The organism is Blautia stercoris, assembly GCF_054657695.1.
Window position 1 is genome coordinate 1,037,725 of sequence record NZ_BAAHYF010000002.1, and the last position, 24,850, is coordinate 1,062,574.

The window sequence follows — 24,850 nt, forward strand, 5'->3', positions numbered from 1 at the left end:
AAATTTTTATTTTCATTGATTTTGAAAGCAGTTTTTTGAAAATAAAAATGAAAAGAGGGCAAAAGATGAAAGAAAAAAGAGGGGATGCTTTTTCAGATTGTCATCCGGCGGTGAACTTTTTCTGGTTTGCAGCAGTCATTTTGATAACAATGTTGAACAGCCATCCGGTTTTTCTGGGAATTTCGTTCCTGGGAGCATTTTGTTATGCATCCAGACTTCAAGGCTGGCAGAGAGTATTAAAATTTAATCTGCTTGCAACACTTCCGGCAATGATAATTGTGGCATTTATTAATCCTGCTTTTAATCATTATGGAGTGACGATGTTATTTTATCTAAAAACCGGACCGGTTACGTTAGAGGCAATTATATATGGACTGGTACTGGCATCGATGCTTTTTATTTCGATTCTATGGTTTTCCTGTTACAACAAAGTGATGACAACAGATAAATTTGTGTATCTGTTTGGTCGTGTGATTCCGGCACTTTCTTTGGTATTATCTATGGTATTTCGGTTTGTGCCGAGATTTGGACAGCAGCTGACCGTCATCCGAAATGGACAAAAAGCAATTGGAAGAGATGTAAAGAACGGAAATATTTTTAAGAAAATGCGTCACGGTATTACGATTTTTTCTGTATTGGTTACCTGGGCACTGGAAAATGCAATTGATACATCAGATTCGATGCGTGCAAGAGGATATGGCTTAAAAGGGAGAAGTGCTTTTGCGATCTTTCGATTTGATAATAGGGATGGGATTGTAACAGGCACTTTACTGGCATTGATGGGAGTGTATTTTGGTGGAATGGCAGCGGGCATTAGCTTTGCACAGTATGACCCACAGATTAAAATCGGCGGACTTCCGCTGACCCCCCTTAGCGTCATTATTTATGTGGCGTGGGCAGGATTTTGTTTCTTTCCTGTGATTTTAGGTGTGCTTGAGGATAGAAGATTTGAGAAACTTAAAAAAATGGCGGATATGGAGCGCAGGCTTCCATGGTATTTGACAGACCCGAAAAAAATGATGTGAGCACCAAAAATAAAAGAAAGCAGGTTATAAAAAATTGAATTGTATCGAAGTAAAAAACTTTAGTTTTCAATATCCAAAAGAAAACCATGTGGCACTTTATCAGGTATCCATGGAAGTAGAAGAAGGTTCGTTTGTTGTACTGTGTGGAAAGAGTGGGTGCGGAAAAAGCACTCTGCTTCGGCAGTTTAAAAGTGTGCTTGCTTCACATGGAGAAAAGAAGGGAGAAATTTTATACGGCGGGCAGAATCTGGAAGACGTGGATTTGCGGACACAAAGTGCAGAGATTGGATATGTGCTTCAAAATCCCGATAATCAGATTGTAACCGATAAAGTCTGGCATGAACTTGCTTTTGGATTAGAAAGCCTTGGCTATGATACGCCTACGATTCGGCTTCGGGTGGCAGAGATGGCTTCTTATTTTGGAATCCATTCCTGGTTTTTAAAAAATGTCAGTGAATTATCGGGAGGACAAAAACAGCTTTTAAATCTTGCCTCTGTTATGGCAATGCACCCGAAACTTTTGATTTTAGATGAACCGACTTCCCAGCTAGACCCGATTGCTGCTTCTGATTTCTTAGAAACTGTACGAAAAATAAACCGGGATATCGGAACGACTGTGATTTTAACCGAACACCGCTTAGAAGATGTTATTCCATGGGCAGATAAAGTATATGTCATGGATAAAGGAAGGATGATAGCAGACGGAACACCGAATGAAATTGGGGAGCAGTTAAGAACAATGGGACATGATATGTTTCTTTCTATGCCGGCACCGATGCAGATTTATGCCGGAACAAACAGTTCCCTTCGCTGCCCGCTTACCGTTAGTCAGGGACGACGCTGGCTGTCAGAGGAATTAGAGACAAAAAGTATAAAAATAAAAAAAGAAAGAAATCAGGAAGAGACAGCAAAAAAGAAGAATTCTATTTTTGGAAAACTTTCAAGTCTGAAAAAAGAACCGGAAAAAGAAATTCCGGAAATCCGAATCAAAGATGTCTGGTTTCGCTATGAACGGGATTTGCCGGATGTGGTAAAAGGGTTAAGCCTGGACATCAAAAAAGGAGAAATCTTTGCAGTGGTAGGAGGAAACGGAACCGGAAAAAGTACAGCGATGAGTCTGATTGCAAGAATTCGTTTTCCGTACCGTGGTAAAATCTATCTGGAAGGCAAAGAAATCGGAAAATACAGTGATGATGACCTCTATCATGGGTTCTTAGGAGTAATGCCGCAAAATCCGCAAAGTCTGTTCGTGAAGAAAACCGTAAGAGAGGATTTATATGAAGTGATAGATGGAAAACGGGAAAGAAAAAGTGAGGCATATCCAATTGAAATGAAGAAAAAAGATGCAGTTGAGGGAATTGTCTCGTTAACAAGATTAGAAGGGCTTTTAGACCGGCATCCCTATGATTTAAGTGGTGGAGAGCAGCAGAGACTGGCACTTGCAAAAGTACTTCTGCTTCGCCCGAAAATTCTTTTGATGGATGAGCCGACCAAAGGAATCGATAATCATTATAAAAAAGAACTCGGAGAGATATTAAGAAAATTAAGTGAACATGGTGTAACGATTTTGATGATTTCTCATGATGTAGAATTTTGTGCGCAGTATGCGGATCGTACCGGACTGTTCTTTCAGGGAAATGTGGTAACCAGTGAAGAATCGAAAAAATTTTTTGCCGGAAATAACTTTTATACCACTGCTGCAAACCGTATGGCAAGAAATTATTTTCCAAATGCGGTAACAGTAGAGGATGTGGTAAAAGCAATCAATCAGACAGAAGAGGAGGCGGTGTCGTGCTGAAAGAAGAAAAATTAGATGTCTTTCTGGATGCCTTTTTAGATGGGAAGAAACCGGCACAGGAAACAGACCTGGATTTCTGGGATGAGAAATCAGAACCGGAAAAAAACGATTTCTGGGAAGCGCAGGATGTACTGACAGCGCCAAAACACAAGGGAAAGCTGTCAAAACGTACGATTGCATCTATGTTTTTGATTTTAATTTTAATTCCGGTTACAATCTGGATTGGAATCACGCTTTTTGATGACCGAAAATATTTTGTCATCAGTCTGGCGATTGCAGTTTACTGCATGCTGCCGTTCTTTTTGATTTTTGAAGGAAGAAAACCGCAGGCAAGAGAACTGCTTACAATTGCGGTTTTGGTTGCAATTGCAGTTGCAGGCCGTGCAGCATTTTTTATGGTGCCAAGCTTTAAACCGGTTGTGGCTGTGACCATTATTTCAGCCGTCTGCTTTGGTGCAGAATCGGGCTTTTTAGTTGGTGCGCTTTCCATGCTTTCTTCGAATATGCTCTTTGGACAGGGACCGTGGACTCCGTGGCAGATGTTTGCTGCTGGAATTATCGGATTTTTGGCAGGTATTTTATTTCAAAAAGGCTGGTTGAAAGCACGTAAGATTTCGCTTTGTATTTATGGATTTTTAGCGACCGTGTTTATCTATGGAGGAATCATGAACCCGGCTTCCCTTGTGATGACCTCCTATGCAATTACCAAGCGAAATCTGCTGGCAATTTATATGTCAGGGCTTCCGGTAGACTTGGTTCATGCATCGGCAACGGTAATCTTTTTGTGGATTGCAAGTAAGCCAATGATTGAAAAACTGGAGAGAATCAAAGTGAAGTATGGAATGATGAATTACCAACTCCCATGCGGTGCATAGCTCCTATGGAAGTGGTATCTGGGTGGCAGCAGGACACTTTATAAGTCGTCTTTCGAACCTAAAAATAAGCTGTCCACCACCTGCCGAGGCCGTTCACGCGGCCGCTATCCCTTTTACGGAAATACTTAGGGGATTCAGTTCGTGGAATCCTGACACTTCAGGTGATGCGAGGAATGAAAAATCAGTTATGCTGTTCCATGCATCCGTTATGGCCTTGCGCATGATATTTGCGGCACCGTTGCAGTCGGCATTGATGATCATTCCGTTAAAGCAGCGGTAGAGACTGCGGCTTATGCGCCTGCCAGAAAATACTGCGTTTTCGGCATCAACGCCATAAACAGGAATGTAGTCCATTGCTGTTATGTCAGCCTGTGAGGTGTATGATTCTTCCTGCATGATTGTCTTTATTCCAGCATCAGATGCTTTGTAAATAATCATCTGTTTGAGCAGCCCTGTAGGTATTGAGACAAAGTTCTGGTTGTTCTGTGAACCCATGTCGCAGTCCTGTTTCCAGCGTTTGTTTTCGCCAAGAACAAGTGTACCGGCGTGATGTTCCATGCAGTAGTTTATAATGCTGCGGCTGATTTTATGGCACTGGTCCTTAATGAAATCGGCATGATGCCTGCTTAAGGCGCTCAGGTATCTGGAGCTGGCATGCATGTGTTCATGGCCTTTTGTGATAATGCTGACAGCTTTGGCTCTCTTTTTATGAAACCACTGGCACTCTGACAGAACCGCTCCGCCCTTGTACAGCATTGATGAACCATCATTGCATACGACAGCTGCGAAGTTGCTCACACCAAAGTCTATGGCGCATAGGTTGGGCATGTCTGTATTATCTGCGGCAAAATTTTCACTTTCGAGGGTAAGACACAGGATGTATCTTCCATAATAAGGCTTGATTTTAACCTCTTTGAGGACGGAATCCGCTTCTACATTTGAAAGATAAAGGCGTTCCTTTCTACCCGGGAGTTTTAAATTAACACCATGATCTGCGGGATATAATACAGCATCCTGATTCGTAATACCAAATGTGATAATATTACGCTTCTGGTAGTGCGGCATCTGCGGTCTTCCTAAAAACTTTGACGGATCCTGCTTGTAAGCCTTTAAGGATTTCAGCCAGTTTGAGAAATCGGTTCCTGCATGTTTGACAACAGCCTGTGCCGTCTGCATTGGAAGTCCTGCAAAGAAGTCAGGGTTATGCGTAACGCGCATCAGTTTCTCAAGGTGACCGTATGAAATGACCTTTTTCACTTTAACAGAAGGATAAGTCTGTTGCAGAAGATCTACTTCAGCAAAGACTTCTTTCTCATTGTCCGTACGAGAGTCTTTATCCCAGCCTGTGAAAATCTGTCTGATACGAAAGAGCGCAGCATTATACAACAGCTTTGCTTTTTGAGCATTGCTGTCGCAGTAATCATATATTAAGCTGTCCTGTGCTATCTGACACTGGATTACCTTATAAGACATATAGCTGCACTCCTTTTGTAAGTATTGAAAACATGGATTATCTCTGATATAATCATAGCAAACATATATTTGGATGTAAAGGAGAATTTGATCCTTATGAAAAAGAAAACAGGGTACGAATATTATACAAACAGGCACAGCTGTTTTTTATTGCAGTATCATATAGTACTTGTAACAAAATACAGACATCCGGTTCTTACCGGCGATGTAAAAACTGCTGTCTATGAACGGATTAATTATGTAGCTGAAAGCAGAGGGTTTAATATACTTGAGTTAAATGGGGAACTGGATCACATACATCTGCTTATTGAAGCGGACCCGCAGACTTCTCCGTCAGAACTTGTCAATGTAATAAAAACTCAGACGTCCCGCAAAGTTCGTAAGCTTTATGGCGATACACTGCTTAAAAAGTATTACTGGAAACCTTATTTTTGGTCTGACAGTTATTTTATTGCAACCATAAGTGAAAATACTTTGGATGTAGTGAAAAATTATATTAAAAATCAGGGAATAAAATAAAACACAGCCATTCACCCACGCCTATGCAAGTATTATAGACGTGGTACTCTGGCTGATATGATAGAAGAGGATTAAAGGATGAGAAAAAAATTTAGAAAAATCTTAGGGTGTCTGACACTTCTTTTTCTTTTGACAAGCTGTGGTGGAATGACAAACAGCAGTGAGATTACAAAACTGGAAACAAAAGAAACACAACAAGAGAAACAGCAGACAAATAAACAGAATGTAGAAAAGAATACATGTACGGTTTCCATTGAATGTTCTACTATTTTGGATAATGAGAAAGAGTTAAAAGCATCGAAAAAGGAATTTGTTCCGTCAGATGGCTGGATTTTAGAACCGATAGAGGTGAAATATGAAACGGGTGATACCGTCTATGATATACTTGTGCGTGTCTGTAAAGAGAAAAAAATTCAGCTGGATGCAAACTATACTCCGCTTTATTCTGCGTATTATGTAAAAGGAATTAATCAGTTGTATGAATTTGACTGTGGAGAACGTTCTGGATGGACTTACAGCGTGAATGGATATTTTCCCAATTATGGATGTTCCAAATATGAGGTCAGTGACGGGGATGTAATTGAATGGCGTTATACCTGCGACCTTGGGAAAGATGTGGGAGATGAATTTGAGGAAGAATAGTAAAATACCGACAGATGAGAATAAAAATTCATTTGTCGGTATTTTACTATTCGGAAATTTTTTTATTTGGAGACTTCTTTTATTTCTTCGGTTTCTTCGCTTGTTTCCAGATACGGTTTAAAAATCCGGTAGAACAAGAACGAATTGATATAGCAGGTCAATGCAAAGCCGAAGAAAAACCAGCAGCAGCTATAGAGTGGTAAAAGCGTTAAATCCTGATAAGTCATATACATTGGCAGGATAGAAATAACCGCAATCAACAAGGTGGACGGAATATGCATAAATGCAAAAATAACAGAATTTTTAACAAGGTTCTTTAAGGTATTGGAAAATGCCGCAATGACCGGAAAGATGTAAAGTGCGATAATAACAAGCAGTACAAGTACCAGCCCGGACAGATAATAAAAGATTTTTCCGGCTTCTGAAGTATTCTGCAGGAGAAAGTGAGTGTTCAAAAACAAAATCACACCAACGATAACAAGTGCAAGCCAGGCGATCAAAGACTGCACAAAATTCTGACGCAATGCCCGAAAGAAAGTTTTAGTAACCTTGTCTTCATTTCCTTTTACGATACGTAACATGCAGTGATATAGTGCAGTAAGGGATGGACCGATGGTGACAAGGGGGATGGAGCAGAGAAGAAAAAGCAGATTTGCGATGATAATGTCTCCAATCCGGTTTAAGGCAATTACGACAATGTTGTCCTGGTTCATAAAATTCATAAAATCATATCCTTTCGTCAAAAAATCAAGTGATGTAAAATTGCACGATACCTTATTTTAACATTGAATATGTCAAAATGCAAAAAATAAAAAAGAAAAATTCCAGATATCGGGTATTTTGAATATAAATATAGTTTAAAAACAAATAAAAAGAAAAGGATATGGAAAAATGTTATGTATATGTGGAAAAATGAAAGCAAAATCGGAAAAATAAAGAGAGCTTTGTTGGAAAAACACCGAACAAAATTGTGAAAAACCAGACATGCAAATATAAAAATGACTGTTGAAAAAGAAAATAAGACAAAAAAATATAGAAAATGCACAAATAAACAACATTTCTCCATATATTAAAAACATATTTCCATTTTACATTTTGACATATCTCGATATAATGAATTCATCAAATGAGTGAGGGACGAAGCAACCCTACTTATAGAGAATATTCTTTTTCATTAAAGGAGGAAAAAATTATGAAATTCAGAAAGGCAATGGCATTATTACTGACAGGCGCAATGGTATTTACCATGGCAGGATGTGGAAGCAGCGGAAGCGGAGACTCAAGTTCAGGCGACAGCTCAGACAAAAAATCAGAGAGTGGTTCAGGGGACGTAGAATTATCCGTAACAATCTGGGATTCCAACCAGGAACCAGGTTTAACAGAAATTATGAATGATTTCACAGAAAAAACTGGAATCAAAACCAAAGTTTCTGTTGTAAAATGGGATGAATACTGGACACTTCTGGAATCTGGTGCATCAGGTGGTTCTTTACCGGACGTATTCTGGATGCATTCTAACGAAAGTCAGCGTTATATGTCAAATGACATGTTATTAGATTTGACTGATAAAATTGCAGAGAGCAGTGAAATTGACCCTGCAAACTATCCGGAAGATATCTGGGGACTGTATACATACGATGACAAATATTACGCAGTTCCAAAAGATATCGATACGATTGCTTTATGGTATAACAAAAAAATGTTTGACGAAGCCGGATTAGAGTATCCGACCGCTGACTGGACATGGGATGACGTGACAGAAGCAGCGAAGAAGCTGACAAAAGACGATGGAAGCCAGTATGGTTTATGTCTTAGAAATGATAACAATCAGGCTGGTTACTACAACCTGATCTATGATAATGGCGGATATATTATCAATGATGACAAAACAAAATCCGGAATGGATGATCCAAAAACGGTAGAAGCAATGGAAATGTTAGAAGGATGGATCAAAGACGGTGTGCTTCCTCCAATCGAGACAATGTCTGAAAACGGTGAAGATGTATTATTAGAATCCGGTAAAGTGGCAATGGTTCCACAGGGCTCCTGGATGATCGCAGCATTCCGTGATAACGAATACACCGCAGAGAACTGTGATTGTGTAGAACTTCCAAAGAGCGCAACAACAGGCAGAAGAGCTTCTCTTTACAATGGTCTTGGATGGGCAGCATCCGCAAATACCGAGCATCCGGAAGAAGCATGGCAGTTAATCGAATACCTTGGTTCGAAAGAAGCACAGGAAAAACAGGCTGAACTGGGTGTTACAATGTCTGCTTATACCGGAACATCTGAAGCATGGGCAAAATCCGCAAACTTTAATCTTCAGGCTTACATCAATATGATGGATGATATGGAGATCAGACCATACTCCCGTTCTACAGTAACATGGGAAAACAAGAATAGTGAAATTCTTAAGAGTGTTTACAGCGGTGACAAAACTATGGCAGATGCCTGCAAAGAAATGGCAGAGCAGATGAACGAATCACTGGCTGAAGAACAGCAGTAATTTGTAACGCAATTTATAGTGTAACGAAGTAGAATGAAAGCAAGAGACACAGGCAGGTTCGAAAGAATCTGCCTGTATTAAAAAAGGAGTGAGTGGTTTGGCAGGTAAGACGAAAGTAAAAACAACCGGAAGACAACGAAGTGAATTTATCTGGGGCTGGCTTTTTATTCTCCCTACAGTAATCGGTTTGATTGTATTAAATATTATCCCGATTTTCCAGACGATTTATCAGAGTTTCTTTAAAACCGGAGATTTCGGAAGAGGAAATATCTTTGTTGGACTTGAAAATTATCAGAAAGTATTTGCCGATAAAGAAATCTGGCAGGCATTGCTTAATACATTTAAGTATGCAATCGTAGAAGTGCCATTTTCAATTATTATCGCGCTGGTACTGGCTGTGTTCTTAAATCGAAAGATGATCGGACGTTCTGTTTATCGTACCATTATCTTTCTTCCGATGGTTGCAGCTCCGGCAGCGGTTGCCATGGTATGGAGATGGTTATTTAACTCAGATTTTGGTCTGATCAACAATCTGTTTCATTTACATACAAAATGGATTTCAGACCCAAGGATTGCAGTTTTTTCAATTGCAGTAATCGGTATCTGGTCTATCATTGGTTATAACATGGTATTGTTTATTTCCGGACTGCAGGAAATTCCGCATGATTATTATGAAGCGGCTGAGATTGACGGTGCAACAGGAATCAAATGTTTCTTCAATATCACGGTGCCGTTGTTATCCCCAACCATCTTTTTTGTTATGATTACACGTATTATTGGTGCTTTACAGGTATTCGATTTGATCTACATGGTTATGGATAAAACAAATCCGGCACTTAATAAAACACAGTCCTTAGTATTCTTATTCTATAAATATACCTTTACAAATAAGAACATAGGTTATGGTTCTACAATTGTTATTCTGCTTTTGGTGATTACTTTGATTATCACTGCAATCCAGATGACTGCACAGAAAAAATGGGTATTCTACAACTAGGAAGGGGGAAGCAGTATGGAAGGCAACATGAAAGCAAAAGAGAACTTTACGAAAGTTTTAATCCATGTAATCTTGATTCTTGTATCCATTACGATGCTGGTACCTTTTATATGGATGATTTTAACCGCGTTTAAAACAGTTACAGAGGCAACAAGTGTCGATCCGTTTGTTATTTTCCCAAAGGTATGGAGAACGGATTCATTTAAAGAAGTCATTCGTAACATGAACTTCTTTGTATTATACAAAAATACACTGTTAATGATTTTCTTCCGTGTACTTTGTGCAGTGTTAACTGCGACAATGGCAGGATATGCGTTTGGTCGTCTGCATTTTAAAGGAAGAGATTTCTGTTTCTCTTTAGTACTGCTGCAGATGATGGTTCCGGCACAGATTTTCATCTCACCTCAGTATATTATGGTAAGTAAGATGGGAATGTTAAATACAATTTTTGGTCTGGTATTTCCGGGTATGGTTACCGCATTTGGTACCTTCCTGCTCCGTCAGGGGTATATGGGACTTCCAAATGACTTGGAAGAGGCTGCACGTCTGGATGGATGTAATATCGGACAGACATTCTTATACATTATGGCACCACTTACCAGATCCAGTATGGTAGCACTGGGCATCTTTACCGCAGTGTTTGCATTTAAAGATTTGATGTGGCCGATGATTGTAAATACGGATAAAGACATGTTGGTACTTTCTTCCGCACTTGCAAAGATGCAGGGACAGTATGCTGCGAAGTTCCCGGAACTGATGGCTGCTTCTCTGATTGCATGTATTCCGATGATTGTTCTTTATGTGATTTTCCAGAAACAGTTTATCGAAGGTATTGCAACAAGTGGTGGAAAACTTTAATTATGAATTTAAGACCGACGTAGAGTTCTACGTCGGTCTTTTTAGAAAAAGGAGAAAAAAGATATGGCAATTATTTTTCACAAACAAAGCAAATGTTTTCATCTTTACAACAATGAAGTAAGTTATATTATGCGTATTATGGAAAATGGACAGCTTGAAAATTTATATTATGGAAAGAAAATCCATGACAAAGAAGACTTTACTTATTTCCATGATGAAGCAATGCGTTCTCAGATGTCCGTTTGTATTCCGGAGCCGGGTCTGTTGTCCATGCAGTATACCAGACAGGAATATCCAAGTTATGGAACCGGTGACTATAGAAGTCCGGCAGTGACCATTGCACAGGAAAATGGAAGCCGTATTATTGATTTTAAATATGCAGGTCATGAAATCTATTCAGGGAAAAAAGAAATCCTTCCACTTCCGGCAACTTATGTAGAGGAAAAAGAGGAAGCAGAGACTCTTGAAGTCACCCTGCATGATAACGTGATGGATACTGATTTGATTTTGTCTTATACCATTTATGAGGCGTATCCGGTTATTACAAGAAATACGAAGTTTGTACATAAAGGGAAAGAAAAAATTGTATTAGAACGTGCCATGAGTGCCAGTGTGGAATTTTTGGATATGGATTATGAAATGGTTCAGCTTTCCGGTGGATGGTCACGTGAGCGTTACGTAAAAAACAGAAAGCTGGAAATGGGAATCCAGAGTATTCAGAGTTTAAATGGAACCTGCTGTGGCGCAGAGCATAATCCATTTTTTGCATTAAAACGTCCACATACGACAGAAAGTCAGGGAGAAGTCTATGGATTCAGCCTGGTTTACAGCGGTAACTATTTAGGACAGGTTGAAGTTTCTACCTTTGATATGACTCGTGTGATGATGGGAATCAATCCGGAAGATTTCAGCTGGGAATTAAAGAGTGGAGAGAGCTTCCAGACTCCGGAGGTTGTTATGGTTTACAGTGATAAGGGCTTAAATAAAATGAGTCAGACCTATCACCGTTTATACAGAAAACGTCTGATGCATGGAGAATGGAGAGATAAGGCACGCCCAATTTTATTAAATAACTGGGAAGCAACCTATTTTGATTTTAATGAAGAAAAGATTTTAACAATTGCAAAAAAAGCAAAAGAAGCAGGTGTAGAATTATTTGTACTTGATGATGGATGGTTTGGTGCAAGAAATGATGATTACAGAGGTCTTGGTGACTGGTATGTAAACTTGGAAAAATTGCCGGATGGTATTTCGGGGCTCTCTAAAAAAGTAGAAGAACTGGGGTTAAAATTTGGTCTTTGGGTAGAGCTTGAAATGGTTAACAAGGATAGTGATTTATATCGTGCACATCCGGACTGGATTATCAGTGCACCAAATCGTTTTGAGTCTCATGCGAGACATCAAAATGTACTGGACTTCTCAAGAAACGAAGTGGTAGATTATATTTATGAGATGATTGCAAAAGTAATCCGCGAATCTTCAATTTCTTATATTAAATGGGATATGAACCGCTATATGTCTGAACCTTACAGCAAAGGAAGTGCGCCTTGTGAGCAGGGAAAAGTGATGCATAAATACATCCTTGGAGTTTATGATTTATATACCAGACTGACGACAGAATTTCCGCATATTTTATTTGAGTCCTGTGCAAGTGGTGGTGCAAGATTTGATCCTGCAATGTTATACTTTGCTCCGCAGACCTGGTGCTCTGACGATACCGATGCAAGTGAAAGAACAAAGATTCAGTATGGAACCTCTTATGTTTATCCGATTGTCAGTATGGGTTCCCATGTTTCAGCAGTTCCGAATCATCAGATGCATCGAATTACTCCGATTGAGACAAGAGCAAATGTTGCCTATTTTGGAACATTTGGTTATGAGCTGGATTTAAACTTACTTAGCGATGCCGAAATTGAGACAGTAAAGAAACAGATTGCATTTATGAAAGAACACAGAGAGTTAATTCAAATGGATGGTGATTTCTATCGTCTGTTGAGCCCATTTGAAGGAAATGAAACTGCATGGATGGTAGTTTCCAGCGATAAAACACAGGCGGTGGCTGCGTTCTATCAGAGATTAAATAAAGTCAATGCATCCTGGCTTCGTTTAAAACTGGATGGACTTGATGCCAATACAAAATATGAAGTGAGCTGTGATATGGCGCCGGTTACTTCTTATGATGCAAAAATTGCAGAAGCTTATGGTCATAAAACAGAGGAAGACAGTGTAAAAACCTATCAGGCTTATGGTGATGAGTTGATGAGCGCCGGAATTCCAATTGACAGAGAAGAATTGAATAAAAAAGGCGGAGATTTTGCATCACTTCTGTATACCTTAAAGAAAGTGGATGAGTAAAGAATGAAACACGTAGCCGGATATACCAATTCTGCCAGATTTCGTTGTCTGGAAGATTTGCAAAAAGATTCAGCAGATTTGTGTCTGATTTACTGTGGTTGGGAATACTGCAATCCGGGACACAAGTATGGTCCGAATCTTCGGACTTCTTATGTACTGCATATTGTGAGAAGCGGAAAAGGAATACTTGAAATTAATAAACATAAATATGAGTTGAAAGAGGGCGATGCATTTTTCATTGCCCCGGAAGTGGAAGCTTGGTATGAAGCAGATAAGAAAGACCCCTGGTGTTATATGTGGGTTGGATTTACTGGCTACCGTGCAGAAGAAAATGCAGAACATGCGGGATTTTCGAGGAGAAATCCTATCAGGCATGTAGAATGTAAAGAACAGTTGAATCAGTATCTGGATGGGATTTTGGCGGCACATCAGCTTTCCTACACCGATGAGCTGAAACGAAATGGATATCTGATGTTGTTTTTTGCTGCCTTGATTGAAGATTATAAGAAGACGGAACCAGCAGCACAGCAGCACTCTTATCCCGGAGTGGTTTATGTACGTCATGCGATGGAATATATTTCACATCATTATCAGGAAAAGGTGAAAATTAATGAGCTGGCAGATTACATTGGGGTAAACCGTAGTTATCTGACGAGCAGTTTTAAAAAGGCAGTAGGCTGTTCTCCACAGGAATATTTGGTGAATTTAAGAATGGAAAAAGCAAAAAATCTGCTAAAGAATACAGATATGCCGATTAATGCGGTAGCAGCTGCAGTTGGATATCAGGATCAGCTTGCATTTTCAAAGATATTTAAACAGAATTTTACAGTGAGCCCAAAAGAATATCGAAAAGCAAAAGAAGAACTTCAATTGGGAACTGTAAAAGGTGACTTTACCGCATCACATTTATAAAAAAGAGGAAGTGTGATATGACACAGGTAACGGCATATACGAATGAGGGGAGATATAAATGCCTGGAAGATTTGCCGATTGATTCGGCAGAATTAAGTCTTGGATATTGTGGATGGGAGCGATGTTATCCCGGACATCGGTTTGGACCAAACAAAAGGACTTATTATGTGCTTCATATTATTACAAATGGAAAAGGGAAGCTGGAAAAGAATGGTGAAGTATTTCATCTAACAACCGGCGATGCTTTTTTACTTTGTCCGGAAGAAGAAGCCTGGTATGAAGCGGATAAGAAAGAGCCATGGGCCTATGCATGGATTGGGCTGTATGGTTATAAAGTAAAAAAAGTAATGCAGTATGCGGGATTTTCAAAAGAGAAATCAATTCGAAGTTTAAAATGTACAGCACTTTTAAAATCGTATGTGGATGAGATACTTGAAGTGCATCGACTTACAACGGAGGAATCGATGCGTAGGAATGGGTATTTGAATTTGTTTCTGGCGACATTAATAGAAGACAATGAGAAATTTAATACAAAAACGATGCCGGAGCATACCTATCCGGGGACTGTATATGTAGAACATGCAATGGAGTATATAAAACATCATTACAGAGAAAAAATAAAGATTAATGAGCTGGCAGAATATATCGGGATTAATCGCAGTTATCTGACGAATATGTTTAAAAAAACAATTGGATGTTCGCCCCAGGAGTATTTGGTAGAATTTCGGATGGAAAAAGCAAAAAATCTGTTAAAGAATACAGATATGCCGATTAATGCGGTGGCAGAGGCAGTTGGATATTCGGATCAGCTTGCATTTTCGAAAATGTTCCGGCTCTATACAAATATAAGTCCGAAAGCGTTTCGTCAGACAAAAGAAGAATTGGTATTTGAAAACCGAAAAGGTGCATTTCATGGAGAAATAGGATGAGGAAAAAGTTATGAAGAAAAGAGAAATAAAATTAGGAATACCATCTTACATTACAGTAGAGTGTGAAGAAGATTCTTTTATTGGAGAACAAAACAGTTCAAAATTTGAAAAAGAAGATATTTGTGTTGAAGCAAATGAAAATGGAGAAATCTGGCTTACGGCAGATAACTCACCGGTAAAAACAGTAAAGCTTCGCTGGAATACTCCGCTTGAGCGTACGTCAAAGATTCTTGGCGGAGTCTGGGAGAGAACTTATGGAGATGCAGAATGGAAGGGAATGAGCGGAACACGCTTTATGCCTTGGTATTTTCTTGCATTGAATGAAGGAGTCGTGACAGGATATGGTGTAAAAGTTCGTCCTTCTGCCATGTGTTTCTGGGAGGCTGATACAAGAGGAATTACCTTAGTTTTGGATGTACGCTGTGGTGGAACGGGTGTTGTGCTTTCTGGAAGAAAGCTGTTAGCAGCTGAGATTGTTGCAATGCGTGCGGATGATTGTACCTCTTTTGAAGCAGCAAAAGCATTTTGTAAATGCATGTGCACGGATCCGATTTTTCCGGATTTTCCGGTCTATGGAAGCAACAACTGGTATTATGCATATGGAGACAGTTCAGAAAAAGAAATTTTACAGGATACCGATTATATTGTAGATATTACAAAAGGCGCAGAAAATCGTCCTTATATGGTCATTGACGATTGCTGGCAGGAACATCATCGGTTGGACGAATACAATGGAGGACCATGGAAAAAAGGAAATGAAAAATTCCCGGACATGGGAGCACTTGCAAAAAAATTAGAAGAAAAAGGGGTACGTCCGGGTATCTGGGTTCGTTTCCTCTTAAATGAGGAAGAGACGATTCCGGAAGAATGGAGAATTTCTCACAACGGCTGTCTCGACCCGTCACATCCGGAGGCGCTTGCTTATATTAAAGAAGATGTCAAACGAATCTGCGAGTGGGGATATACCTTAATCAAACATGATTTTACAACCTTTGATTTATTTGGCAGATGGGGACTTGAGATGAATCCGTTCCCAACCTCGGATGGCTGGAGCTTTTATGATAAATCCAAAACAAGTGCTGAAATTGTAGTAGAGTTATATCGTGCAATCTATGAAGTTGCAAAAGAATATCAGGTTTTAATTCTTGGATGTAATACAATCGGACATCTAGGTGCAGGACTGATGCACATGCAGAGAACCGGGGATGATACCAGTGGAAAAACCTGGGAGCGTACCAAAATGATGGGAGTCAATACGCTGGCATTTTGTCTGCCTCAGCATGGAACATTTTTTGATATTGATGCAGACTGCGTTGGAATTATGGGAAATATTCCGTGGAAATTAAATTCACAGTGGGCAGATTTAGTAACACGCTCCGGTACATCACTTTTTGTGTCAGCAAAACCGGGTGTATTAAATGAAACCGAAAAAGAAGAACTGCATCAGATGATGTTAAAAGCATCCTTGCAGGAAGAACATAAGATTCCGGTGGATTGGGAGTATACGGATTGTCCGGAACTTTGGGCAGACGAAAACGAAGAAATTGAGTATAACTGGTATGAAGAAGCCGGACCGGAAACGAGAGGAAACAGTTGTCATTATTATCGGTATATTCCGTTATCTTAATCTCAAAACTGAAATGAAAAGAAAATGAAGTAAAGTCAATTAAAATTTAGTTTAAAATGAGCTTGTCTTGAATATGAATTTATTCAGGACAAGCTTTTTTGTTCATGAACTTAAAGATTCAGAGTTAATTTTTCCAATTGTGTCAACTCTTTTAATTCCCGAATGGTAAAATAGCCGCAGACAAGTGCCGCAGCTGCATCGGCGATCGGTCCTGCATACATGACACCATCGATTCCCATAAAAAGTGGGAAGATAATAATTAATGGAAGCAGGAATAAAATCTGTCTGGTGAGTGACATAAAGACACCGAGTTGAGCTTTTCCAATCGAGTTAAAAAAGTTTGAAGTAACCGGCTGGATTCCATTGATTAAGGTTAAAAACATATAAATTCGGAAGTAACGTTCTGAGAACTGAAAATATAACTCACTTCCCTCACCGAATACACTGATAATCTGTCTTGGGAAAACCTGAAAACAGAAGAATGCAATGCCGGAAAGTACAGTTGCAACGCCAAGTGCAAGCAGATAACTTTTTCGTACACGTTTATATTTTTTGGCTCCATAGTTAAATCCGATAATTGGCTGAACACCCTGTGAAATTCCAATAACAAAGGACATAAAAATCATATTTACTTTTGTGATGATTCCGGCACAGGCAAGAGGAATATCACCTCCGTATATGGATTTTGCCCCGTAGTGTGACAGTGTGTTGTTCATTACAATCTGTACGACAGTCATGGCAATCTGGTTAAAACAGGCACTTGCGCCAAGTCGGAAAATTTCTTTACAGTAAGACAGCTGAATTTGAAAGCAGCTTCGATTCAGCACAATATTTTTAAAGTGAAACATATAATGAAGACTGATACTAAAAGAAACAATCTGTCCGATAATGGTTGCAAGAGCAGCACCGGTCATTCCAAGATGCAGACCGAAAATGAAAATCGGGTCAAGGATTGTATTTACAATCGCACCGATTAACATAGAAATCATGGAATATCGTGGACTTCCATCTGCCAGAATTAATTTACTCATTCCGGTATTGGCAATTAAAAATGGAAAACCAAAGGCTGTAATGCGGGTGTACTGTCTGGCATAAGGCAGGACTTCAGTGGTTGCACCGAAAAATTTTAACATTGGAGTTAAAAAAAGTGTAGTTGCAAGAAACAGACAAAGTCCGAATACTGCCATCAGAAAGATTCCGTTGCCGGCATAGCGGGCAGATTTTTCTTTTTCTCCAGCCCCTAAATACAGGGAAAAATTAGTTGCACTTCCGATTCCGAGTAAAAGAGAAAGTGCGGTACAGGTAGTGGAAAGCGGAAATGCGATATTAGTTGCGGCATTTCCGAGCATGCCAATCCCTTGTCCAATGAAAATCTGGTCTACAATATTATAAAGGGAGGTCACCAGCATTGAGATAATGCAGGGAATTGCAAAATTGACAAGCAATTTGGATTCTTTTTCATAACCGAGGGGATTTTGCGTTTTCATTGTTGTCATAAATTCTTAAATCATTCTCCTTATAATTGGTAAAAAATTCTTTTTCGGTAGCTTATGTTACGCTGATTGATAAAAAAAGTCAATAAAAAGTTCAGGCAGAATATCTGGTCTGCTCCAAAAAAATATGATAGAATGATATGCGAAAAACCGAAGAAAATTGAGGGAAAAAGATGTATCAGGAACAAAGAAAGGAGGATCGTAAATATGGTTACAATTGATTTAATTACTGGTTTTCTTGGCTCGGGAAAAACCACTTTCATAAAAAAATATGCAGAATATTTAATAAGTCAAGGACTTAATATCGGGATTTTGGAAAATGATTATGGCGCTGTAAATGTAGATATGATGCTGTTACAGGAACTTGAGGGCGAAAAATGTGAACTCGAAATGATAGCCGGAGGCTGTGATAAAGAGACACATAGAAGACGGTTTCGCACAAAATTAATTGCAATGGGAATGTGTGGTTATGACCGAATTTTAGTAGAGCCTTCCGGAATTTATGATGTAGATGAATTTTTTGACGTACTTCGGGACGAACCGTTAGATAAATGGTATCAAATCGGAAGTGTGATTACGGTTGTAAATGCAAAATTAGAGAAAAATTTATCAGAGGAAGCAAGGTATCTTCTGGCATCAGAAGCTGCTCATGCTGGAAAGATTATTTTGAGCCGTTCAGAAGAAGCGACGAAAGAAGAAATCAATACAACTATTGCCACTTTAAATCAGTCTTTGAAAGAGATTCAGTGCAATCGAATTTTAGGAGATGAGATGCTTATGAGAAGAGATGGCAGTGAATTATCAGAAGATGATTTTTCCGAGATTGCAGAAGCCGGATATGTTCAGGAGTCTTATGAAAAGAGGGATATATCACAGGAAAGTGGGTTTGAATCTCTTTATTTTATGGATGTGAAATTAGATGCCGAGACTTTAAAAACACAGGTGAAAAAAATCTTAGAAGATACATCTTGTGGCAAGGTATTTCGTATCAAGGGATTTAGTCAGAATCAAGATGGAAGCTGGATTGAATTAAATGCAACGCAGGATGAACTTTGTATCAGTCCGATTCCTCAGGGACAGGAAATTCAGATTGTAATCGGGGAACATCTAAACGAAGAAAAAATCCGCAGTTACTGGGAAGTTTAACTTTCCGGTGGCTGCGGATTTTTGAATACGTCAAGCGGATATTCGCAATCCGCTTTCGCTACTTGCTCATAACCAAATAGCTGCTACGCAGCTTATCAGAAGGGGCTTGCCCCCTCCTGATACAAGCAAGTCCCGACCCCTGCTTATTGCTTTTTGCAATTGAAGCAGGGGACTTCCTTGATTTGGTTAAAAAATTATCGGGTAATATAAGTTGTTAGCAATAAAAATGTGTTTTTTACACCATCAAGGTGAGAACGTTCATAGTTATGAGAAGCGTAAACTCCAGGACCAATCAGTCCATGACGGATATCATAACCGGCATGAAGAGTTGCTTCTACATCAGAGCCGTAATGCGGATAGACATCAATCGCATAATCGAGCTGTTCTTCTTTTGCAATGTTGGAAAGTTCCGTTACTAAATCATAGTTGTAAGGACCACCGGAATCCTTTGCACAGATAGAAACCATCCGTTCAGTACAGCCAAGGTCTGCCCCAACGCATCCCATATCGACAGAAATCATTTCGGTTGTATCTTCTGGAACAAAACTTCCGCCGTGTCCGACTTCTTCGTAGACGGTAAATAATAAAGAAACTTTTCGATGAAAGGAAAGAGATTCATCTTTTACAATTTTTGCGATTCCAAGAAGAATAGAAGCAGAAAGCTTATCATCAAGAAAACGGCTTTTAATGTAACCGCTTTCGGTAATGACTGTTCGAGGGTCCATGGCGATAATATCTCCGGTCTGGATGCCGAGCGCAAGCGTTTCAGCTTTTGTAGAAACCGGTTCATCTAGTAAAATTTCCATATTTTCTTCAAGGGTTTCTACTTTTTTATCGGCAACATGGGTGGATGGCTCAGTGTTTAAGACAACACCGGTGTAGACCTTGCCATCTCTTGTATGAATGGTACAGTTTTCACCATCGGCAGTGCTCCAGACATGTCCGCCAAGTGTGGTCGGGCGAAGGCGTCCATTGTCTTTAATTGAGCGAACCATAGCACCAAGTGTGTCAACATGCGCAGCTAAAACCAGAGGTTCACCGTCCCCTCCAAGGGTTACAAACACATTTCCTTTTCTGGATAATTTCGGTTCATATCCCATGTCCTGAAGCAGTTTCATCAGGTAGTCCGTTGCATTTTTGGTATAGCCGGATGGACTTGGGATTGCAGTTAATGTCTTTAATTGTTCTGCAATAAAATCAATGTAGTGTTTCATGTTCTTTCATCTCCTAGTTCAGTAAAAAATTAGATTTTGACATTTACAATATTTTACCACAGAACATAGAACTATGATATCCAAAAAACATAAAATTAGTTTTTGAAGTTATTGGATGAAATCTGTACCAAAGAAAGTTTTAACGGACACTTGCTGATATTTTTTAGGTTATACCATGTTCCAGCTGGAATAAAGACGGCGTCTCCGTTATGAAGCGTTTTTTGAGAATTAGGATGGCATTTTTTAGAAGCGAGAATCAGAAGAGCCGTGCCACATTCAATACGAATGATCTGATCGGTTTCAGGATGCTGTTTCCATCCGGTCGTTTTCCATGGCAGAATGTTTAGAAGTTTAAGTTCAAGAGAAGAACCGCTCCAGAGGGTAGTACAGGAATTGCAGTTATGGGAAGCAGCATTTCTAAGATTGATTGTAAAGGGATTCGGACCGTGGTCAAAAAGGAGGGAACTGCAATAAGAATTCATGAAGGGAGACCTCATTTCTTTTTTAGGCAGGATATGATATCATGTTATGAGAAAAAGAAGAAATAGGTGCAAAGTTTCAAATCTAAAAAGCAGAAAAGAAAGAGCAAATGGTCAGGAATAAGTACAAGTACTGGCTATTTGCTCTTTTTAAATAAAAGTCTAATTTAGTTTTACTGTTTTTTGATAAATAACTAAAGATACGATTGCCGTTATTGCTTCTGATACCCAGAAAGCATGCCAGACACCTGCTGCACCAAGAACTCGTGATAAAAGAAAAGCAGCAGGGATAATTACAACTATGTATCGAGAGAGTGAAATTATTAAGGACTGCACTCCTTTTCCCAGACCTTCTAAAGCACCGGAAGAAGTAATGGAGACAGAAGATACTAAAAATCCAATACTGATGATACGCAGAGCAGTCTTTCCAGCCTCAATAGTTTCGGGATTTGTTGTAAATAATCCGATTAAAACATCTGGAATAATAAAACAGATAAGTGTTCCGGCAAGCATAATTCCAGCACTCATACGAAGGACAATTTTGTAAATTTTTTTCACCCTCTTATATTCTCTTGCACCGTAATTAAATCCAATTACCGGACGCATCCCCTGAATGATTCCGTTTGCCGGAAGATACAAAAAGGTCTGTAATTTATAATAGACACCCAAAATTAATACATAAACTCCTGAAAAAGAAGCTAGAATTGCATTTAGGGCAGAAATCAACAGGGATGGCAGGGCAAGATTTAAAGTTGCCGGAATCCCAACTGCATATAAACGTTTGATTAAATCAAAATCCAGTGTCGCATATTTTTTCTGAATTTTTACCTGAATCGGACGGAAAATAAAAATCAAAAGATAAATAGTCATGCAGACAAGTTGTCCGATATTGGTTGCAATAGCAGCTCCTTTAATCTCCATTCTTGGAAATGGACCGATACCGAAGATAAGAAGCGGGTCTAAAATAATATTCGTTATAGAGCCTGCCATCATACTAAACATTGTTACTTTCATTTTCCCTACAGACTGGAAAATTTTTTCAAATCCAACATTTAACATAATAATCAGTGAAAAAGCAAATACAATATTACTATATTCAATTCCAAGTGAAATTACGTTTTCGGAATGACTGAACATTTTTAAAAAATATGGAATAAGTAAAATGCTTCCGGCAGTCAGGAGAATTCCATGGATAATGGCAAGAATTATACCTAATGTTGTTGCCTGATTTGCACTTTTCTTATCGCCTGCGCCTAAGAAATATGCGACAACTGCATTAATTCCGATACCAAATCCAATTGCTACGGCATTAATAAAATTTTGAATTGGAAAGACTAAAGAAAGTGCGGTCATGGCATCTTCGCTGATTTTTGCAACAAAGAAACTGTCAATAATATTGTAAAGGGAATTTACAAGCATGGACAGCATCATGGGCAGAGCTAAAGATAAAAGCAAAGGTAAAACCGGTTTGGTTTTCATAAAATTGTCATTCATGTGTTTAATTTCCTTTCGTTTTGAATTATAAATACAGCAGATTTTGGAGATAAAAAAAGCCACACAGCATTCTTGCTGTGTGGCGAAAAGAGACGGTTTTATCCGTCAGGAAAAATCCACTACTTAATTTTACAAAGCATTATTCTAGCAGAATCTGGCAAAAAGTCAATATAAAATTCCAAAATAAAAGATGACATTTTGCTCCATTATTCAGTATAATAAAAACAAATCTATTAAATTCAGAGGAAAACAGATGGTAAAAATAAAAGACGATGTTTACGAAATTATGCACCAAGACAGACGAGTTGCAAGAATTGATAAAACAGGGCACTGTAAAATTTATTTTAAATCTTTTATGCCTTATAATCTTTATCTTGAAGAAGAGGAGGATATTGATACTCTTGTAAATAATATCACGAATTTTTATTATTGGTGCTCGACACGAGTTTTAACCTTAGACCGTGTCTATGCCAAAGAAATTTTAAACAGTATTGGAATGTTGCAGGCAGTAACCGACAGAGAGCGTGCGAAAATAGCTCTTACTTATCGTTGTGCATCTTTAACGGATGTATTTTGGGTTAAAAAATTTGAAGAAGTAGTACGATTTTCAGAAATTAATTTATACGAGAATCATTTGGATAATACGTTTATTGATATTTCTTTAAGAGGAAAACAATATACAGTAGAAAATAAAGCATTGGCAAGGGATTTGGCTACGAATGGATGTTTTCCTAAAGCATGGCAGAGAACAAAGAATGGTTTTCGGCTTTTAAAAGATGGCGGAAAAGAAGTAGTGGAAAGAGAACTTCTTGCAAGTCAAATCTGCAGATGCTTTAATGTAGACCAAGTATATTATGAAAGAGATTTTTTTGATAGCGAAGAAGTCAGTGTAAGTGACAATATTACTTCGAGAGAATATTCTATCGTTTCGATGGAAGCCTTTGAAGTTTACTGCATGAATAAAGAAAAAGATGTCAAAAAGTATATTTTAAACTTGGACAAGCGTGCCTATTATATGATGAACATTGTAGATTATTTAATTGGAAATACAGACCGGCATTGGGGAAACTGGGGAGTCTTAGTAAAAAACTCAACAAATAAACCGGTTTCACTTCATAAGTTAATGGATTTCAATCAGGCATTTCATGCTTATGATACATTAGAAGGCGCAAACTGTCAGACTTTATTTGGAAGCCATGCAACACAAAAAGAGGCTGCCGAAGAAGCTGTTAAAAAAATTGGATTGAATCAGATAAAACCTGTAAATGAGGTTTGTTTTAAAAATCTTCCTCAATATCAGGAAATGTTTTTTAGAAGATTGGAATACTTAAAATCAAAAGAAGAATGGAGTGACCGATAATACGAGAGAAGTGAAGAGTGGTGATTGAAGCAAGAAGCTCGGTTACTTGTAGCAGAGTAGTTCACTTGACAAGGTTTCTCAATAGTGATACTATGCCACTAACGGATTGAAAACCAAAATTTGGCGATACTTTAGGACAAAATTTATGCAAAAAGAAACCATAAAAAAAGCATTTTTAAAGTCAATTCCGATTTTATGCAGCTATGTGTTTGTCAGTATGGCATATGGAATTACAATGGAAGAAGCAGGATTTGCCTGGTATCAGTCACTGCTTATCAGCCTGGTTGTGTATACCGGAGCATTTCAGTTTGTGCTGGTTTCATTTTTAAGTGGTGGAACTTCTATTATTACGATTGCGGTGACTGCATTTTTGATGAACAGCAGGCAGACCTTTTATAGTTTAACGTTTGTAGATGAATTTAAGAAGATGGGAAAACGACTTCTTTATATGATTCATACAATGACAGATGAAACTTATGCAGTTAATTTAAGCCTGACGGAAACCGGAAAAGAAAAAGAGGACATGATGTTTGTGATTGCGTTTCTGTCAAGATGTTATTGGATGGCAGGTACAATTGCAGGCGGAGTTTTAGGGCAGCTGATTCCGATAAAATTAGAGGGAATTGATTTTTGCATGACTGCATTGTTTGTCATTATTTTTATCGATAATTGGGAGAAAACAAAGAATCATGTACCGGCCGTTTTAGGTCTTGGAATCTCAATGCTGTGTCTGATTATAGCAGGAGCAAGAAGCTTTATGCTGCCTTCTTTAATTCTTGTTTCAGGTGTTCTGCTTTTGATGAGAGAAAAGGAGGCACAGTCATGAAAATAGAGTTCTTTTTTCTGGTTGTGGCAGTGTCGGCGGGGATTACATTTTTTTTGCGTGCATTGCCGTTTCTTGCATTTCGTGGGGAACGCAAAATGCCGGAAAAACTGATTTATCTTGGAAAAATCCTGCCATCAGCAATTATGGCTGTGCTGATTGTGTATTGTTTAAAGGAAACAGGGAGTGATTTTTCTCACACAGGAATCGCAAATTTTTTGGCAGTGGCAGTTGTTGCAGTCAGTTATAAATGGAAGCATAATACGTTTCTTAGTATTTTGCTTGGAACAGCCGTAAATATGATTTTAATACAGGTGATTTAGGA

At 38.7% G+C, this 24,850-nt stretch carries 22 protein-coding genes; 16 read left to right on the forward strand and 6 right to left on the reverse strand.

What is annotated here, in order from left to right; translation table 11 throughout:
* Positions 1-65: 65 nt before the first annotated feature.
* Genes ACYQ2D_RS14585 through ACYQ2D_RS14595 form a run of 3 tightly spaced genes read left to right on the forward strand, consistent with a single transcriptional unit; the run spans position 66 to position 3,698 of the window.
* On the forward strand, positions 66-1,025 hold the full coding sequence (locus ACYQ2D_RS14585; protein ID WP_459785952.1) for an energy-coupling factor transporter transmembrane component T: 960 nt from the start codon (positions 66-68) through the stop codon (positions 1,023-1,025).
* A gap of 34 nt (positions 1,026-1,059) precedes the next feature.
* A complete protein-coding gene (locus ACYQ2D_RS14590) occupies positions 1,060-2,823 on the forward strand; it encodes an ABC transporter ATP-binding protein (protein WP_459785954.1) in 1,764 nt (587 codons plus the stop codon).
* Complete coding sequence (locus ACYQ2D_RS14595; RefSeq protein WP_330600377.1) at positions 2,817-3,698, forward strand: ECF transporter S component; 882 nt, start codon at positions 2,817-2,819, stop codon at positions 3,696-3,698. The genes ACYQ2D_RS14590 and ACYQ2D_RS14595 overlap by 7 nt, the downstream gene beginning before the upstream one ends.
* Before the next feature lie 93 nt (positions 3,699-3,791).
* Here the strand turns inward: ACYQ2D_RS14595 and ACYQ2D_RS14600 are convergent, their stop codons facing one another.
* Positions 3,792-5,171 (reverse strand): RNA-guided endonuclease InsQ/TnpB family protein, encoded by a 1,380-nt coding sequence (locus ACYQ2D_RS14600; RefSeq protein ID WP_459785956.1) that lies wholly within the window; start codon positions 5,169-5,171, stop codon positions 3,792-3,794.
* Positions 5,172-5,267: 96 nt separating this feature from the next.
* Here ACYQ2D_RS14600 and tnpA point away from each other — a divergent pair, with 96 nt between their 5' ends.
* Together tnpA and ACYQ2D_RS14610 are read left to right on the forward strand one after the other, a co-directional pair.
* The gene (tnpA, locus tag ACYQ2D_RS14605) at positions 5,268-5,690 is read left to right on the forward strand and encodes an IS200/IS605 family transposase (protein WP_459785957.1); all 423 of its coding nucleotides are present in this window, start codon (positions 5,268-5,270) and stop codon (positions 5,688-5,690) included.
* Positions 5,691-5,768: 78 nt separating this feature from the next.
* Positions 5,769-6,332 carry a DUF4430 domain-containing protein gene (locus ACYQ2D_RS14610; RefSeq protein ID WP_459785958.1) on the forward strand — a complete coding sequence of 188 codons (564 nt, stop codon included), beginning with the start codon at positions 5,769-5,771 and terminating at the stop codon, positions 6,330-6,332.
* 62 nt (positions 6,333-6,394) lie between these two features.
* Here ACYQ2D_RS14610 and ACYQ2D_RS14615 read toward each other — a convergent pair whose 3' ends face one another.
* Positions 6,395-7,054, reverse strand: coding sequence for a YesL family protein (locus ACYQ2D_RS14615; protein WP_459785959.1), 660 nt, complete (start codon positions 7,052-7,054; stop codon positions 6,395-6,397).
* A 470-nt stretch (positions 7,055-7,524) separates the two neighbouring features.
* On the opposite strand from ACYQ2D_RS14615, the gene ACYQ2D_RS14620 reads away from it, so the two are divergent.
* The 7 genes from ACYQ2D_RS14620 to ACYQ2D_RS14650 all read left to right on the forward strand — a co-directional run bounded on the left by ACYQ2D_RS14620 (position 7,525) and on the right by ACYQ2D_RS14650 (position 16,516).
* Positions 7,525-8,838, forward strand: a complete 1,314-nt coding sequence (locus ACYQ2D_RS14620) for an ABC transporter substrate-binding protein (RefSeq protein ID WP_459785960.1) — start codon at positions 7,525-7,527, stop codon at positions 8,836-8,838.
* 97 nt (positions 8,839-8,935) lie between these two features.
* The gene (locus ACYQ2D_RS14625; protein WP_117457200.1) at positions 8,936-9,835 is read left to right on the forward strand and encodes a carbohydrate ABC transporter permease; all 900 of its coding nucleotides are present in this window, start codon (positions 8,936-8,938) and stop codon (positions 9,833-9,835) included.
* A 15-nt stretch (positions 9,836-9,850) separates the two neighbouring features.
* Entirely contained in the window at positions 9,851-10,693 is an 843-nt protein-coding gene (locus ACYQ2D_RS14630; RefSeq protein ID WP_117457199.1) for a carbohydrate ABC transporter permease, read from the forward strand.
* A 63-nt stretch (positions 10,694-10,756) separates the two neighbouring features.
* Positions 10,757-13,048, forward strand: coding sequence for an alpha-galactosidase (locus ACYQ2D_RS14635; protein WP_459785961.1), 2,292 nt, complete (start codon positions 10,757-10,759; stop codon positions 13,046-13,048).
* A gap of 3 nt (positions 13,049-13,051) precedes the next feature.
* Positions 13,052-13,960 carry an AraC family transcriptional regulator gene (locus tag ACYQ2D_RS14640; protein ID WP_117457197.1) on the forward strand — a complete coding sequence of 303 codons (909 nt, stop codon included), beginning with the start codon at positions 13,052-13,054 and terminating at the stop codon, positions 13,958-13,960.
* Between the two features lie 17 nt (positions 13,961-13,977).
* On the forward strand, positions 13,978-14,889 hold the full coding sequence (locus ACYQ2D_RS14645; RefSeq protein WP_117457196.1) for an AraC family transcriptional regulator: 912 nt from the start codon (positions 13,978-13,980) through the stop codon (positions 14,887-14,889).
* Positions 14,890-14,899: 10 nt separating this feature from the next.
* The gene (locus ACYQ2D_RS14650; protein WP_459785962.1) at positions 14,900-16,516 is read left to right on the forward strand and encodes a glycoside hydrolase family 36 protein; all 1,617 of its coding nucleotides are present in this window, start codon (positions 14,900-14,902) and stop codon (positions 16,514-16,516) included.
* Between the two features lie 110 nt (positions 16,517-16,626).
* Here the strand turns inward: ACYQ2D_RS14650 and ACYQ2D_RS14655 are convergent, their stop codons facing one another.
* Positions 16,627-18,012, reverse strand: a complete 1,386-nt coding sequence (locus ACYQ2D_RS14655; RefSeq protein ID WP_459785964.1) for an MATE family efflux transporter — start codon at positions 18,010-18,012, stop codon at positions 16,627-16,629.
* 204 nt (positions 18,013-18,216) lie between these two features.
* Here ACYQ2D_RS14655 and ACYQ2D_RS14660 point away from each other — a divergent pair, with 204 nt between their 5' ends.
* Positions 18,217-19,155: a GTP-binding protein gene (locus ACYQ2D_RS14660; RefSeq protein ID WP_459785965.1), complete on the forward strand. Its 939-nt coding sequence runs from the start codon at positions 18,217-18,219 to the stop codon at positions 19,153-19,155.
* A gap of 194 nt (positions 19,156-19,349) precedes the next feature.
* Here the strand turns inward: ACYQ2D_RS14660 and ACYQ2D_RS14665 are convergent, their stop codons facing one another.
* The 3 genes from ACYQ2D_RS14665 to ACYQ2D_RS14675 form a co-directional block, all read right to left on the reverse strand.
* Positions 19,350-20,369, reverse strand: coding sequence for a M42 family metallopeptidase (locus ACYQ2D_RS14665; protein WP_459785966.1), 1,020 nt, complete (start codon positions 20,367-20,369; stop codon positions 19,350-19,352).
* 95 nt (positions 20,370-20,464) lie between these two features.
* Positions 20,465-20,851 carry a cupin domain-containing protein gene (locus ACYQ2D_RS14670; protein ID WP_444138935.1) on the reverse strand — a complete coding sequence of 129 codons (387 nt, stop codon included), beginning with the start codon at positions 20,849-20,851 and terminating at the stop codon, positions 20,465-20,467.
* Positions 20,852-21,010: 159 nt separating this feature from the next.
* Positions 21,011-22,342: an MATE family efflux transporter gene (locus tag ACYQ2D_RS14675; RefSeq protein WP_459785967.1), complete on the reverse strand. Its 1,332-nt coding sequence runs from the start codon at positions 22,340-22,342 to the stop codon at positions 21,011-21,013.
* 262 nt (positions 22,343-22,604) lie between these two features.
* Between ACYQ2D_RS14675 and ACYQ2D_RS14680 the strand changes: the two genes are divergently transcribed.
* From ACYQ2D_RS14680 to ACYQ2D_RS14690, 3 genes are all read left to right on the forward strand, one after another.
* Complete coding sequence (locus tag ACYQ2D_RS14680) at positions 22,605-23,702, forward strand: hypothetical protein (RefSeq protein WP_459786191.1); 1,098 nt, start codon at positions 22,605-22,607, stop codon at positions 23,700-23,702.
* 145 nt (positions 23,703-23,847) lie between these two features.
* Positions 23,848-24,528: an AzlC family ABC transporter permease gene (locus ACYQ2D_RS14685; protein ID WP_459785968.1), complete on the forward strand. Its 681-nt coding sequence runs from the start codon at positions 23,848-23,850 to the stop codon at positions 24,526-24,528.
* Entirely contained in the window at positions 24,525-24,848 is a 324-nt protein-coding gene (locus ACYQ2D_RS14690) for a branched-chain amino acid transporter permease (RefSeq protein ID WP_118701111.1), read from the forward strand. Before ACYQ2D_RS14685 ends, ACYQ2D_RS14690 begins: the two co-directional genes overlap by 4 nt.
* Positions 24,849-24,850: the final 2 nt, after the last annotated feature.